This window comes from Luteimonas endophytica, assembly GCF_029887875.1.
Taxonomy (GTDB): domain Bacteria; phylum Pseudomonadota; class Gammaproteobacteria; order Xanthomonadales; family Xanthomonadaceae; genus Luteimonas; species Luteimonas endophytica.
Window position 1 is genome coordinate 20685 of the sequence record NZ_JARXRM010000029.1, and the last position, 12292, is coordinate 32976.

General features: G+C 70.4%; 13 protein-coding genes and 1 tRNA gene. 11 read left to right on the forward strand and 3 right to left on the reverse strand.

The genetic code is table 11. The features are described from left to right. Positions 1 to 12 precede the first annotated feature (12 nt). Together QFW77_RS08950 and QFW77_RS08955 are read left to right on the forward strand one after the other, a co-directional pair. The gene (locus tag QFW77_RS08950) at positions 13 to 393 is read left to right on the forward strand and encodes an antibiotic biosynthesis monooxygenase family protein (protein WP_280574216.1); all 381 of its coding nucleotides are present in this window, start codon (positions 13 to 15) and stop codon (positions 391 to 393) included. Next, on the forward strand, positions 390 to 1013 hold the full coding sequence (locus QFW77_RS08955; protein WP_280574217.1) for a cysteine hydrolase family protein: 624 nt from the start codon (positions 390 to 392) through the stop codon (positions 1011 to 1013). The genes QFW77_RS08950 and QFW77_RS08955 overlap by 4 nt, the downstream gene beginning before the upstream one ends. Here the strand turns inward: QFW77_RS08955 and asnB are convergent. Beyond that, positions 1007 to 2707, reverse strand: coding sequence for an asparagine synthase B (gene asnB / locus QFW77_RS08960; protein WP_280574220.1), 1701 nt, complete (start codon positions 2705 to 2707; stop codon positions 1007 to 1009). The two genes, QFW77_RS08955 and asnB, sit on opposite strands and share 7 nt — an antisense overlap. Positions 2708 to 3198: 491 nt before the next feature. Between asnB and QFW77_RS08965 the strand changes: the two genes are divergently transcribed. The 3 genes from QFW77_RS08965 to QFW77_RS08975 all read left to right on the forward strand — a co-directional run bounded on the left by QFW77_RS08965 (position 3199) and on the right by QFW77_RS08975 (position 4525). Continuing rightward, on the forward strand, positions 3199 to 3792 hold the full coding sequence (locus tag QFW77_RS08965; protein ID WP_280574222.1) for a cysteine dioxygenase family protein: 594 nt from the start codon (positions 3199 to 3201) through the stop codon (positions 3790 to 3792). Positions 3793 to 3935: 143 nt separating this feature from the next. Further along, complete coding sequence (locus tag QFW77_RS08970; RefSeq protein ID WP_280574224.1) at positions 3936 to 4388, forward strand: DUF2214 family protein; 453 nt, start codon at positions 3936 to 3938, stop codon at positions 4386 to 4388. Between the two features lie 50 nt (positions 4389 to 4438). Then, positions 4439 to 4525: transfer RNA gene (locus QFW77_RS08975), tRNA-Leu, on the forward strand. 71 nt (positions 4526 to 4596) lie between these two features. On the opposite strand, the gene QFW77_RS08980 is transcribed toward QFW77_RS08975, so the two are convergent. Beyond that, positions 4597 to 5043 carry an NIPSNAP family protein gene (locus QFW77_RS08980; protein WP_280574225.1) on the reverse strand — a complete coding sequence of 149 codons (447 nt, stop codon included), beginning with the start codon at positions 5041 to 5043 and terminating at the stop codon, positions 4597 to 4599. 270 nt (positions 5044 to 5313) lie between these two features. On the opposite strand from QFW77_RS08980, the gene QFW77_RS08985 reads away from it, so the two are divergent. Genes QFW77_RS08985 through QFW77_RS09010 form a run of 6 tightly spaced genes read left to right on the forward strand, consistent with a single transcriptional unit; the run spans position 5314 to position 11114 of the window. Further along, entirely contained in the window at positions 5314 to 5919 is a 606-nt protein-coding gene (locus QFW77_RS08985; protein WP_280574227.1) for a CDP-alcohol phosphatidyltransferase family protein, read from the forward strand. A gap of 30 nt (positions 5920 to 5949) precedes the next feature. Next, positions 5950 to 7698: a bifunctional alpha/beta hydrolase/class I SAM-dependent methyltransferase gene (locus QFW77_RS08990; RefSeq protein WP_280574228.1), complete on the forward strand. Its 1749-nt coding sequence runs from the start codon at positions 5950 to 5952 to the stop codon at positions 7696 to 7698. A gap of 6 nt (positions 7699 to 7704) precedes the next feature. Next, positions 7705 to 9042 (forward strand): phosphatase PAP2/dual specificity phosphatase family protein, encoded by a 1338-nt coding sequence (locus QFW77_RS08995; RefSeq protein ID WP_280574229.1) that lies wholly within the window; start codon positions 7705 to 7707, stop codon positions 9040 to 9042. Next, complete coding sequence (locus QFW77_RS09000) at positions 9039 to 9482, forward strand: hypothetical protein (protein WP_280574231.1); 444 nt, start codon at positions 9039 to 9041, stop codon at positions 9480 to 9482. Before QFW77_RS08995 ends, QFW77_RS09000 begins: the two co-directional genes overlap by 4 nt. 28 nt (positions 9483 to 9510) lie before the next feature. Next, on the forward strand, positions 9511 to 10170 hold the full coding sequence (locus QFW77_RS09005) for a lysophospholipid acyltransferase family protein (RefSeq protein WP_280574232.1): 660 nt from the start codon (positions 9511 to 9513) through the stop codon (positions 10168 to 10170). Further along, positions 10167 to 11114, forward strand: coding sequence for a phosphatidate cytidylyltransferase (locus tag QFW77_RS09010; protein WP_280574234.1), 948 nt, complete (start codon positions 10167 to 10169; stop codon positions 11112 to 11114). The genes QFW77_RS09005 and QFW77_RS09010 overlap by 4 nt, the downstream gene beginning before the upstream one ends. A 350-nt stretch (positions 11115 to 11464) precedes the next feature. Here QFW77_RS09010 and QFW77_RS09015 read toward each other — a convergent pair. Then, positions 11465 to 12292: T6SS immunity protein Tli4 family protein (locus QFW77_RS09015; protein WP_280574235.1), on the reverse strand; the 828-nt coding region annotated here is incomplete at its 5' end.

A 12292-nucleotide genomic window follows, 5' to 3' on the forward strand; every position in this document is an offset into this window, starting at 1 on the left:
CCGCTTCCCGCCATGTCGCATGCCCACGGTTTCGCCAGCCTGTCGGCGGCGCCGCACTACGCGGTGATCTTCTCCTCCCAACGCAACGGCCTGGATTCGGCCGGCTACGACGCCGCCGCGGCGCGGCTGTTCGATCTGGTGCAGGAGCAGCCCGGCTTCCTCGGCGCCGAGTCCGCGCGCGACGCCGAGGGATTCGGCATCACCGTGGCCTATTTCACCGACGAAGCCGCGATCGCGGCCTGGCGCGACCATGCCGAACATCGCGCCGCCCGCCAGCACGGCCGCGGACACTGGTATGCGGGGTTCCAGTTGCGCATCGCCCGGGTCGAACGCGCCTATGGCGGACGTCCGGCGGATGCGGCACCGGCCGCGGCCGCGAAGGACGACGCATGAAACTCGATGCACGCACGGCGCTGATCCCGATCGACGTCCAGCTGGGTTTCGACGACCCGCCGTGGCCGCGCCGCAACAATCCGGCGATGGAGGCCAACGGCCTGCGCCTGCTCGCCGCGTGGCGCGCGTGCGGCCTGCCGTTGATCCACGTGCGTCACGATTCGGTCGAGCCCGGCTCGTCGCTGGCGCCGGGACACCCCGGCAACGGCTTCCGCTCGGGCTTCGCGCCGCTGGCGGGCGAGGCGTTGGTGGCCAAATCCGTCAACGCCGCCTTCATCGGCACCGATCTCGACCTGCGCCTGCGTCGCCGCGGCATCGAAAGCATCGTGCTGTTCGGCATCAGCACCGACATGTGCGTCTCGACCACCGCCCGGGTCGGCGCCAACCTGGGCTACCGCGTGACCGTGGTCGGCGATGCCTGTTGCTGCTTCGACCTTGCCGACGGCGACGGCGGCACGATTGCGGCCGACGACCTCCAGCGCGCGCATCTGGCGACGCTGCGCGCCGAGTTCGCCGAGGTCGTCGATACCGCGGAGGTCCTCGCCTTATTGCCGCACGGCCGGGCGGCTGCGCCCGGTTCTTCGCCGGATGAACGAGCCCGAGGACGAGGCGGTCAGTAGGCGGTGGCATGCACTCCCGCCACCGCCCGCCCCGACGGGTCGGCCGCCGCGGCGAAAGCGGCGTCCCAGGCGATCGCCGCCGGCGAGGAGCAGGCGATCGACTTGCCTCCCGGCACGGTCTGCGCGGCCGCCGGAGTCGGGAAGCACTGTTCGAACAGGCAACGGTACCAGTAGGCCTCCTTGGTCTGGGGTGGATTGACCGGGAAGCGGCGCTCCGCCGCGGCCAGTTCGCGATCGCTCACCTGGCGCTCGGCGTGGGCCTTCAGCCCGTCTATCCAGCCGTAGCCGACGCCATCGCTGAACTGTTCCTTCTGCCGCCACAGGATCGATTCTGGCAGGTAACCCTCGAACGCCTCGCGCAGCACCTCCTTCTCGATGCGGCGGCCGCTGCCGGCGGCGCCGACCATCTTGTGCTTCGCATCCATCCGCATCGCCACGTCGAGGAACTCGCGGTCGAGGAACGGCACCCGCGGCTCCACGCCCCAGGCCATCATCGACTTGTTGGCGCGCAGGCAGTCGTAGTTGTTCAGCGCGTCCAGCTTGCGCACCAGCTCCTCGTGGAACTGGCGTGCGTCCGGTGCCTTGTGGAAGTAGAGGTACCCACCGAAGATCTCGTCGCTGCCCTCGCCCGAAAGCACCATCTTCACGCCCATCGCCTTGATCCGCCGCGCCAGCAGGTACATCGGGGTGGAGGCGCGGATGGTGGTGACGTCGTAGGTCTCGATATGGCGGATCACCTCCGGCAGCGCATCCAGGCCCTCCTCGAAGGTGTATTCGAATCCGTGGTGGACGGTGCCGATGGTCTCGGCGGCGACTTCGGCGGCCGCCAGGTCCGGCGAGCCCTGCAGGCCGATCGCGAACGAGTGCAGGCGCGGCCACCAGGCTTCGCTGCGGTCGTCGTCCTCCACGCGCCGGCGCGCGTAGCGCGCGGCCACCGCGGCGACCAGCGACGAGTCCAGCCCTCCGGACAACAGTACCCCGTAGGGCACGTCGCTCATCAGCTGGCGGTGCACCGCGCGCTCGAGGGCCACGCGCAGTTCGTTCCGGCCGACGGCCACGCCCGCCACCGCGTCGTAGTCGCGCCAGGCCGGGGCGTAATAGCGCTGCAGCTCGCCGCTGGCGCTGTCGTACCAGTGGCCGGGCGGGAATTGGGCGACATCGGCGCAACTGTCGGCCAGCGCCTTCATTTCAGAAGCCACGCGCAGGCGGCCTTCGCGGTCGTGCCCCCAGTACAGGGGGCAGACGCCGATCGGATCGCGGGCGACCAGCGCCCTGCCGCGCTCGCGGTCCCACAGGGCGAAGGCGAAGATGCCGTTGAGACGGTCGAGGAAGCCGGCCGGCGAGGCCCCGGCGACCACGGCTTCGCGGTACAGCGCGCTGATCACCTCGCAGTCCGAGCCGGTGGTGAAGTCGTAGGGCGCTTCGAGCGCGTCCTGCAGTTCGCGGTGGTTGTAGATCTCGCCGTTCACCGCCAGCGCCAGGCCGCCGTCGCGCGAGCGGATCGGCTGCGCGCCGCCGGCCGGGTCGACGATCGCCAGGCGCTCGTGCACCAGCAGCGCGCCCTCGTCGAGGTACACGCCGCTCCAGTCGGGGCCGCGGTGGCGCTGGCGCTGCGAGGCTTCCAGCGCCTGTCGGCGCAGGGCGGCGGCATCGTCGCCCGGCTGCAGGCCGAAGATTCCAAGGATCGAGCACATCTGCATTGACTCCATTGCTGCGGGAGGGAAACGGCAGCCGCGTCCGGGAGAGGACGCGGGCCGCGGCCGCACCACGCAAAAAACCCGCGCGGTGCGCGGGTTCTCGGGGATCAGGACTGCTTGCTCGTGCCGCTATGCCTGTTCGCCGACCCGCCGCGTGGGCGCGCGATTGTTCGAACGCGGATTGTTCGCGTTGCGGTTGGCGCGGATGCGGACGGTCGGGAACGGCATGGGTCGAAGCTAACCCCGCGCGCCCCGCCTTGCAAGTGGCGCATCACGCGAAGCGGCCGCTGGCGGGTCCGCCCGCAGGAGTGCCCCATGGCCGCGAAAACCGCGGGAAACCCCGGCGGAACGGCGCCAGTCCCGGACCCTCCCCCGCCTGGCCAGGCGCAGAAGGAACCCTCGTCGGCGGGCGGCACCCTCCCCGCCTGCCGGACCGCGGCGCCATGGGGTTTGGGCAGGGCCCGCGGCGGAGGCTTAGAATGCCCCGCATGACAGCCATCGCCCAGCCCGACGTGGCCTTCGCCGGCCACGACAAGTTCATCGCCGCGATCGACGCCGCGGTCGCCTCCGGCGACGAGCACGCCGTCACCGCCGCCCTGCGCAACACCCTGTGCGGGATGATCCGCGACCCGGACGTGCACCTGCCCGCCTGCGTCTACGAACCGATCCAGGACCACTACGCCCGCCGCGAGATCTATCGCAGCCCGGAACACGGCTACAGCATCGTCGCCATGACCTGGGGACCCGGCCAGGGCACCCCGGTGCACGACCACTGCGGGCTGTGGTGCGTGGAAGGCGTGTGGGACGGCCAGCTGGAGATCACCCAGTTCGAACTGCTCGAGCGCGACGGCGACCGCTTCCGGTTCCGCGCCGCCGGCGGCATGCAGGCCGGCCCCGGCAGCGCCGGCAGCCTGATCCCGCCGCACGAGTACCACACCATCTGCAACGCCAGCGACGACCGCGTCGCGGTGTCGGTACACATCTACAAGGCGCCGATGGAGCAGTGCTCCAGGTTCGCCCACGAGCACGGCGAGTGGTATCTGCGCACCGAAACCTGCCTGAGCGTGGACTGCGCGGTCTGAGGCCGCGCCGCACCGCGCAGGGGCGCACCCCCGCAGTCTGCCGCACCGCTACACGCGCGGCTGCGGAAGTCGTGCCTTCCGGCACCTGACCCGAGCGCTCAGGACGCTACGCTCGGCGGCAGTTTCCCGCGGACCGCCCCGGCATGCTCGTCGACCTGTTCCTCGCCTCCCTCCACCACCTGCTGGTCTTCGGCCTGGTGGCCATGCTGGTGCTGGAATCGGCCGTCCTGCGCGGCGCCGTCGACGGCACAACGGTGCGGCGCCTGGCCGGCATCGACGGCGGTTACGGATTGACCGCGCTGCTGCTGCTGGCGGTGGGCGCGGCGCGGCTGGCATGGGGCGCGAAGGGCTGGCAGTACTACCTGTCCAACCCCTGGTTCCACGCCAAGCTCGGGCTGTTCCTGCTGGTGGGGCTGCTGTCGATCGTGCCGACCCTGCGCTACCTGCGCTGGCGCAAGGCGCTGCGCGCAGACCCGGGCTGCCTGCCCGCCCCCGCCGAGCTGGCGCGCATGCGCGGGTTCGTCCGGCTGCAGCTGGCGCTGGTGGCCGCCATCTTCGTCCTGGCCGCCGCGATGGCCCGCTACAGGATGTTCTGAGACCCGGGGGCGGCGCCTGCCCGGAAGGCTCCGCTATACTCCCCACCCGCGCCGAAGTGGCGGAATCGGTAGACGCAGCGGACTCAAAATCCGCCGGCCTTAAAACCGTGTGGGTTCGAGTCCCACCTTCGGCACCAGCGGGTCGCCCCGTGCACGGCACGGCCGGGAAGACGATGGTCTGGTCGTCGCGACCCCCGACCGGACCTCCCTACCGGATCCGGCCGTCCGGCGAGTAGTCGACCAGGCGCATGGCGCGCTCCTCGATGCCGCCGACGAAGCGGCCGTGCTCGGCCCCGGTGACGCGCTTGATCTCGGCCCACTCCTCGTCGGCCATGAAGTGCTCCCAGCGGGCGGTCATCGTGGCCTCGTCGGGCCAGCGCAGCAGGTAGACGAATTCGGGCCCTTCCTCGCCGCGTGCCTCCCACATCGCGACGATATCGAAACCGTGGCGCTGCATGATCCGCACGGCGTGGTCGCGGAAGCGTTCGTGGAACGCTTCCCGGGTCTGGTCGAAGAGGCGATAGATGCGCAACTGATGCAACGGGCCGGCTTCGGTGGCCGGTGCAGCCCCCGGGTCGGGGTTGGCGGCGGCGGGAGCGGCGAATGCGACCGCCGCCAGGACGATCAACAGGGGAGAGAATGTCAGTCTGGGCATGACGGCTGCTGTCGGGTGGGCGGGTCGACCTCTCGGACAGGATACGGCCCTGGGGGTTCCCCATCTGTCCCGGCAGTCCCGTTGTCCGGCAAGCCACCGGCCATCATTGGCGCGCAGCCACCCGCGCCGTGGCCGCCCTGCCCCGGACCGAAACTTCCGGAATGCGCGGCCGCCATCCGCGCCCCGACGCGGTCGCCAGGGCCACCGCGGCACTGGACTTCACGATGCGCTAACCTTTCCGGTCGCCGCGGCGCAGGGAACGGGCAGGCAGTGTCGATCTACGCATTGAAAGGACGGTTCCAGGCGCTGCTGCGCCCGCTGGTGGATGTGCTGTACCGCGCAGGCACGACCGCCAACCAGGTGACGCTGGCGGCGCTGCTGTTGTCGCTGGCGGTGGCCGCCCTGGTCTACCTGCGCGCGCCCCTGCAGCCCCTGCTCTACCTGCTGCTGCCCGGGTGGATGCTGCTGCGCATGGCGCTCAACGCCATCGACGGGATGCTCGCGCGGGAGTTCGGGCAGCAGTCCCGGCTTGGGGCCTACCTCAACGAGCTGTGCGACGTGATCGCCGACGCCGCGCTCTACCTGAGCCTTCTGGGCGTGCCGGGAGTGCAGCCGCATCTGCCCTGGACGCTGGCGCTGCTGGCGGCATTGACCGAATATGCCGGCGTACTCGGCGTCATGGCCGGGGCGTCCCGCCGCTACGACGGCCCGATGGGCAAGAGCGACCGGGCGTTCGTGGTGGGACTGCTCGGAGTGCTTCTGGGGTCGGGCGCGATCGCCGCGCCGACGGTGAACCTGGTGCTCGCCGCGATGGCGCTGCTGTGCCTGGTCACGGTGTGGCGACGGGTGGATCGGGGATTGCGGGAATCGCACTGAAACGGCCGCCAGGCCATTGGGGATGTATCGATGCGTGAACAGAAGGAACTGGATTTTCCAAGCTGGGATGGCGCGCGGCTGTTCTACCGGCACTGGCCGGCGCTGGGGCCCTCGCGCGGCGCGATCGTGCTGCTGCATCGCGGCCACGAGCATTCGGGGCGCATCGCGCACCTGGCCGACGAGCTGGACATGCCCGGCTTCGACGTGTTCGCCTGGGACGCCCGCGGCAACGGCCGCTCCCCGGGCGCACGCGGAGATGCCCCCGGCTTCGATGCGCTGGTGCGCGACCTGGACAGGTTCGCCGCCTGGATCGCGGCGGAGCACGGCATCGCCGCTACCGACACCGCGGTGGTGGCGCAAAGCGTAGGTGCGGTGATCGCCGCCACCTGGGTGCACGACTACGCGCCGCCACTTCGCGCGCTGGTGCTGGCTTCTCCGGCGTTCAAGGTGAAGCTGTACGTGCCGCTGGCCCGGCCCGGGCTTGCAATATTGAAGAAGATGCGGGGCAACTTCTTCGTCAACAGCTACGTCAAGCCGCAGTTCCTCACCCACGACCCGGCGCGCATTGCCAGCTACCGCAGCGATCCGCTGATCGCCCGGCCGATCTCGGCGCGGGTGCTGCTGGATCTCTACGCCACGGCCGAGCGCGTCGTCGCCGACGCCAACGCGATCACCGTGCCGACCCAGCTGCTGGTCTCCGGCGCCGACTTCGTGGTGCACCGGGGCCCGCAGGACCGCTTCTTCGAGCGCCTGGGCGCGCACGTCAAGGAGCGGCGCCTGCTGCCCGGGTTCTTCCACGACACCCTGGGCGAGCGCGACCGCGCCGTGGCGGTCGCCAAGGTGCGGGCTTTCCTGGACGCGCGCTTCGCCGAACCGGCGCGGCGGCCCTCGCTGCTCGAGGCCGACCGCCACGGCGCTACCTTCGACGAGTCGCAGGTGCTGTCCTGGCCGCCCGAGCGCTGGTCGCTGCAAAACCTGCGCTGGCGCATGGTTCGCGCCGGCCTGCGATTCGGCGGTCTGCTCTCGCGCGGCATCCGGCTGGGGCTGGAGACCGGTTTCGACTCCGGCAGCACCCTCGACTACGTCTACGAGAACACCGCCCGCGGTGTCGGCCCGCTTGGGCGGATGGTGGACCGCAACTATCTCGACGCGATCGGCTGGCGCGGCATCCGGGTGCGCCGAGAGCATCTGCGCGAGCTGCTGGGGGAGGCGCTGGGGCGGCTGCGCGCGGCCGGCATGCCGGCGATCGCCACCGACATCGCCGCCGGCCACGGCCGCTACGCGCTCGAGGCGCTGGCACGCGGCACCGAGCGCGCCGACCGCATCCTGCTGCGCGACTACAGCGAACTCAACGTCGAGAAAGGCCGCGCCCTGATCGCCGCGTTCGGTGCCGAGGACATCGCCACGTTCGAACAGGGCGACGCCTTCGACCGCCACGCACTGGCCGCGCTCGATCCGCGCCCCACCCTGGCGATCGTCTCCGGCCTGTACGAGCTGTTTCCCGACAACGCCCTGCTGCACGCTTCGCTGGGCGGCCTGGCCGACGCGGTGCCGGCCGGCGGCTACCTGGTCTACACCGGGCAGCCCTGGCACCCGCAGCTGGAGTTCATCGCCCGCGCCCTGACCAGCCACCGCGGCGGCCAGGCCTGGGTGATGCGGCGCCGCACCCAGGCCGAGATGGACCAGCTGGTGGCCGCGGCCGGCTTCCGCAAGCTGACCCAGCGGATCGACCGCTGGGGCATTTTCACCGTCTCGCTGGCGCAGCGGGTCGAGGCGTAGCGCCGGGTGGAGGCGCGGGCGCCAGGCCGGCCGTGGAAGCGTGCGCTCGCGTGGCTGGCGCTGCTCGGCCCGTTCTTCTACGCCAGCTACGGTTTCGCCAACGCGATGGCGGCCAGGCGCGAGGACGTGCCCAGCATCGTCTTCGGCTGGGAGCAGGCGGTGCCGTTCCTGGCCTGGACCATCGTGCCCTACTGGACCACCAACCTGTTCTACGCGGCCTCTCCGTTCCTCTGCCGCGACCGCCGCGAGCTGGACACGCACTGCCTGCGGCTGCTGTCGGTGCAGGTGCTGGCGGTGTCGTGCTTCCTGCTGTGGCCGCTGGCCTTCAGCTTCGAGCGGCCGGCAAGCGGCGGCGTGTTCGCAGGCATGTTCGCGGCGCTGGAAGGCTTCGACCGCCCGTACAACCAGGCGCCCTCGCTGCATATCGCCATCACGGTGGTGCTGTGGACGCGCTATTCGAAGGTGCTGCGCGGCGCCTGGCGCTGGCTGCTGCACGGCTGGTTCGCGCTGGTCTGCGCCTCGGTGCTGACCACCTTCCAGCATCACTTCATCGACATCCCCACCGGGCTGGCCGCGGGTTGGCTGTGCGTCTGGCTGTGGCCGGAGCGCACCACGGCGCCGTGGCGCGGCGCGCGCCTGGCCGCCGATCCCGCGCGCTGGCGGCTGGCGGGGCTGTACACGGCGGCGGCCGTGGCCTGCGGCGTCACCGCATCGCTGGCCGGTGGCGCCTGGCTGTGGCTGTGGTGGCCGGCGCTGTCGCTCGGGCTGGTGGCGGGCAACTACGCCTGGTTCGGCGCGTCGGGCTTCCAGAAGCGCGGCGACGGTCGCCTGAGCACGGCGGCGCGCTGGCTCTACGCGCCGTACCTGGCGGCGGCGTGGATCAATTCGCGGGCCTGGACCCGCCGGCGCCCGGCGCCGGTGGAAGTGGCGGACGGGGTCTGGCTGGGGCGCCTTCCGGGATGGTCCGATCGCGAGCGGTGCGCGGTGGTCGACGTGTGCGCGGAACTCTCGTTGCCCGGCGGCACCCGGCCCGGCGACCGCCGCGTACCGATGCTCGACCTGGTGGCGCCGCCGCCCGACGCACTGCGCGAGGCGGCCGTCGCCATCGAGGACGCACGTCGGCACGGGCAGGTCCTGGTCTGCTGCGCGCTGGGATACTCGCGCAGCGCGCTGGCGGTGGCGGCATGGCTTCTTGCCACCGGCCGCGCGCCGGATGCCGACGGGGCGATCGGGCGGCTGCGCGCCGCGCGCCCGGAGGTGGTCTTGCGTGAGGCCCACCGGCACGCGCTGCTGGCTGCGCAGACGCCGCCCGCCGCGACCCTCGCCGCGGAGGCGGCGCCGTGACCGGGGCGCCGTTCGACCTGCAGGCGATCGCGCTGCTGCTGCGCCAGGGCCGCCGGTTGCATGGCGCGTCGCTGGGGCTGGCGGGCCTGGCGGGCCTCTGGCTGATCCTTGGCACGATGGCGCCGGTCTCTCCGGGCGCTCCGGTCCTGGCCCTGCTCATCGCCAGCCTGCTGGCGGCGGTCGCGCAGCTGTACTGCGCCATCCGCACCGACTTCGACGCCGCTCTGTTCCACGCCATCGCGGCGCTGCCGCAGGCGGACGCAATGCGCACCCTCGACGACTCCCTGCAGACTCTGGGACTGCAGCCGGCCGGCCATGGCGGGCGATCCTGGGACGCACGCTGGCGCGGCGCGTGCGGCTGGCTGCGCCGGCAGGGCGTGCTTGCCGGGGCCCAGCTGCTGCTGATGGCGGGTGCGTGGTTGGCGGCGCACTTCTCATGAAAGACCGATTCATGAAGGACCGGCTCCCATGCTCGACAGGCTGATCGCGCGCGGCTTCAGCGCCGCCATCCACGCGCTCACCGGCGCCCGCGCGCTATGGGAGGGCTGCATTCCCTCGGCGGAGCGACGCGTCTATTTCGGCAACCACGCCAGCCACGGCGACTTCGTGATGATCTGGTCGGCGCTGCCGCCGGCGCTGCGGCACGGGGTGCGCCCCGTGGCCGGGGCCGACTACTGGAACCGCGGGCCGTTCCGCCGCTACCTGATCCGCAACGTCTTCAACGCCGTGCTGATCGAGCGCAACGCGTCGGAGCGAAACGGCGAGGATCCGATCCAGCAGCTCTGCGATGCCGTCGACGGCGGCGGGTCGCTGATCCTGTTCCCCGAGGGCACCCGCAATACCGGCGAGGGCCTGCTGCCGTTCAAGAGCGGCATCTACCACCTGGCGCGCCAGCGGCCGGAGCTGGAATGCGTGCCAGTGTGGCTGGACAACCTGAGCCGGGTGATGCCCAAGGGCAAGCTGCTGCCGCTGCCGCTGCTGTGCACCGCGCGCTTCGGTGCGCCGCTGCGCCTGGGCCCCGGCGAGGACAAGCAGGCATTCCTGGACCGCGCATGCGCGGCGCTGCTGGCTCTGTCCGAGGACGGCCGCGGTGCAGCGGAGACCGGCCCGGCGGGAGAGCGCGCATGAGGGCGCTGGTGCAGGGCTGGTCGGACGCGACGCTGCTGTTCGCCGGGATCGGCGCGGTGCTGCTGCTGGCCACCGCGGCGGCCGAGACGCTGCGCTGGCGCGCCGGCGGCCCCAGCGCGGTGCTCGACAACCTGGTGGCGCGGATCCGCGCCTGGTGGGTGATGGCGGCGGTCGTCGGCATCGCCTTCCTCGGCGGGCGCACCGGGGTGATCGTGCTGTTCGCGCTGGTGTCGCTGTTCGCGCTGCGCGAGTTCATCACCCTCACCCCGACCCGGCGCGGCGACTACTACGCCCTGCTCGCGGCGTTCTATCTGGTGCTGCCCTACCAGTACTGGCTGGTGTACGCCGACTGGTACGGCATGTACGCGCTGCTGATCCCGGTCTACGCGTTCCTGCTGCTGCCGATCCTGGCGACCATCGGCGGCGACACCGACCGCTACCTGGAACGCACCGCCAAGGTGCAGTGGGGGCTGATGATCAGCGTGTTCTGCGTGTCCCACGTGCCGGCGCTGATGAACCTGCAGATCGCCGGCTACGAGGGCCGCAACCTGCTGCTGATCGCGTTCCTGGTGATCGTGGTGCAGTCCTCCGACGTGCTTCAGTACGTCTGGGGCAAGCTGGCCGGCAGGCGCCTGATCGCCCCGAAGCTGTCGCCGTCGAAGACGGTGGAGGGCTTCGTCGGCGGGGTGGCCTCGGCCAGCGTGCTCGGCGCCGCGCTGTGGTGGATCACCCCGTTCACGCCCTGGCAGGCGGCCCTACTGGCGCTGGTCGCCAACCTGATGGGCTTCCTCGGCGGCCTGGTGATGTCGGCGATCAAGCGCGACCGCGGCATCAAGGACTGGGGCCACATGATCGAGGGCCACGGCGGCATGCTCGACCGCATCGACTCGGTCTGCTTCGCCGCGCCGGTGTTCTTCCATCTGATCCGGTACTGGTGGACCTGAGCGCTGGGGCCGTCAGCGCACTAGAACAACGACGGCAAACGCCCTTTCCGGGCGATCACCCGGCACTCCTTGTGAAAGCGGCGCTCGATCATGCATCTCTCCACCACAGGACCATGGCAGTTGCAGGCGCGGACGCAATCGCGCCCCGCCTCCTGCGGCGTGGTCGAACCTGCTGGTCCCGCAGTCGCAACTCAGACTTCCTGCATGCCCTGCCGGAACTACCGTATGTCCAACAGTCCGCGAGACCTGCCGCCGGCAGGATCGCCAGAACTCCGGGCTGCCAGCCCCACGACATTCCACCTAGAAACCGCTCCACATGCATCGGCGCTGACCTAGCGAGCATCACGCCATCACCGGGCCTGGATCGCACCAGGCCGAGGGCGGATACTGTCGATGATCGCATCCCAGAGCGACAAAGCATCCTTTTCGCTTAGGGAAGAGGTAGATCCCTCACCATTGAACTCGAGTTCAAGGGTTAGCGTGGGCGCATTGCCGGGCGCTCCATTGATCGTCGCCTCCCAGGAGAATAGGTGCGTGCGCCTCCCATCTCGCTCCGCGTAGGTTTCCAGGACCTCCTCAACAGCAATTCCGTTCACGGTCTTCCTACCCTCGCGCAAGGTGGTGATACGCGCAAGGTCGGCGGCCGAGACTCCATCTTTGCGGCCCATCCTGGACGTCAACGGTTCTGGAGGCTGCGCCGGCGTCATAGTGGCGAACTTCACTTCCAGCCCTGGCTGCTGCGGAAACCTCAAGAACAGGGCGACGTTCTCACGCTGGTTCGGTAGCGAAGGCTCCCCAACCAACCCGCGATCGATACAGAAACCCGGCGCCAATGGAACTTCGCCGGCCCTGCGCGGAGCCAGGCGACCTGAAATATCGACAACATAATGCAAGTACTTGTCGTCGAGCTCCCCCTTCAGGACATATTCGGCTTCCCGCGAATGCAGGATCGCCTCCATCGTCATGCCCCCTGCGGTGACTTTCTGGCCGTTCTCATACCAATGGATGGACTTCTTGCCATACCCGAAAACGACCCCCCGCATCTGTTCGCTCTCGATAGCCTCAACGGACACCAGTGTCGGCGTGTAATGACCCAGTGATTTCCTGCTCAGGTGTAACCTTTCCAAGGAGACACGAATGAGCGCGGTAATGGAAGAAGAGATCAAGCGTTGGACGGC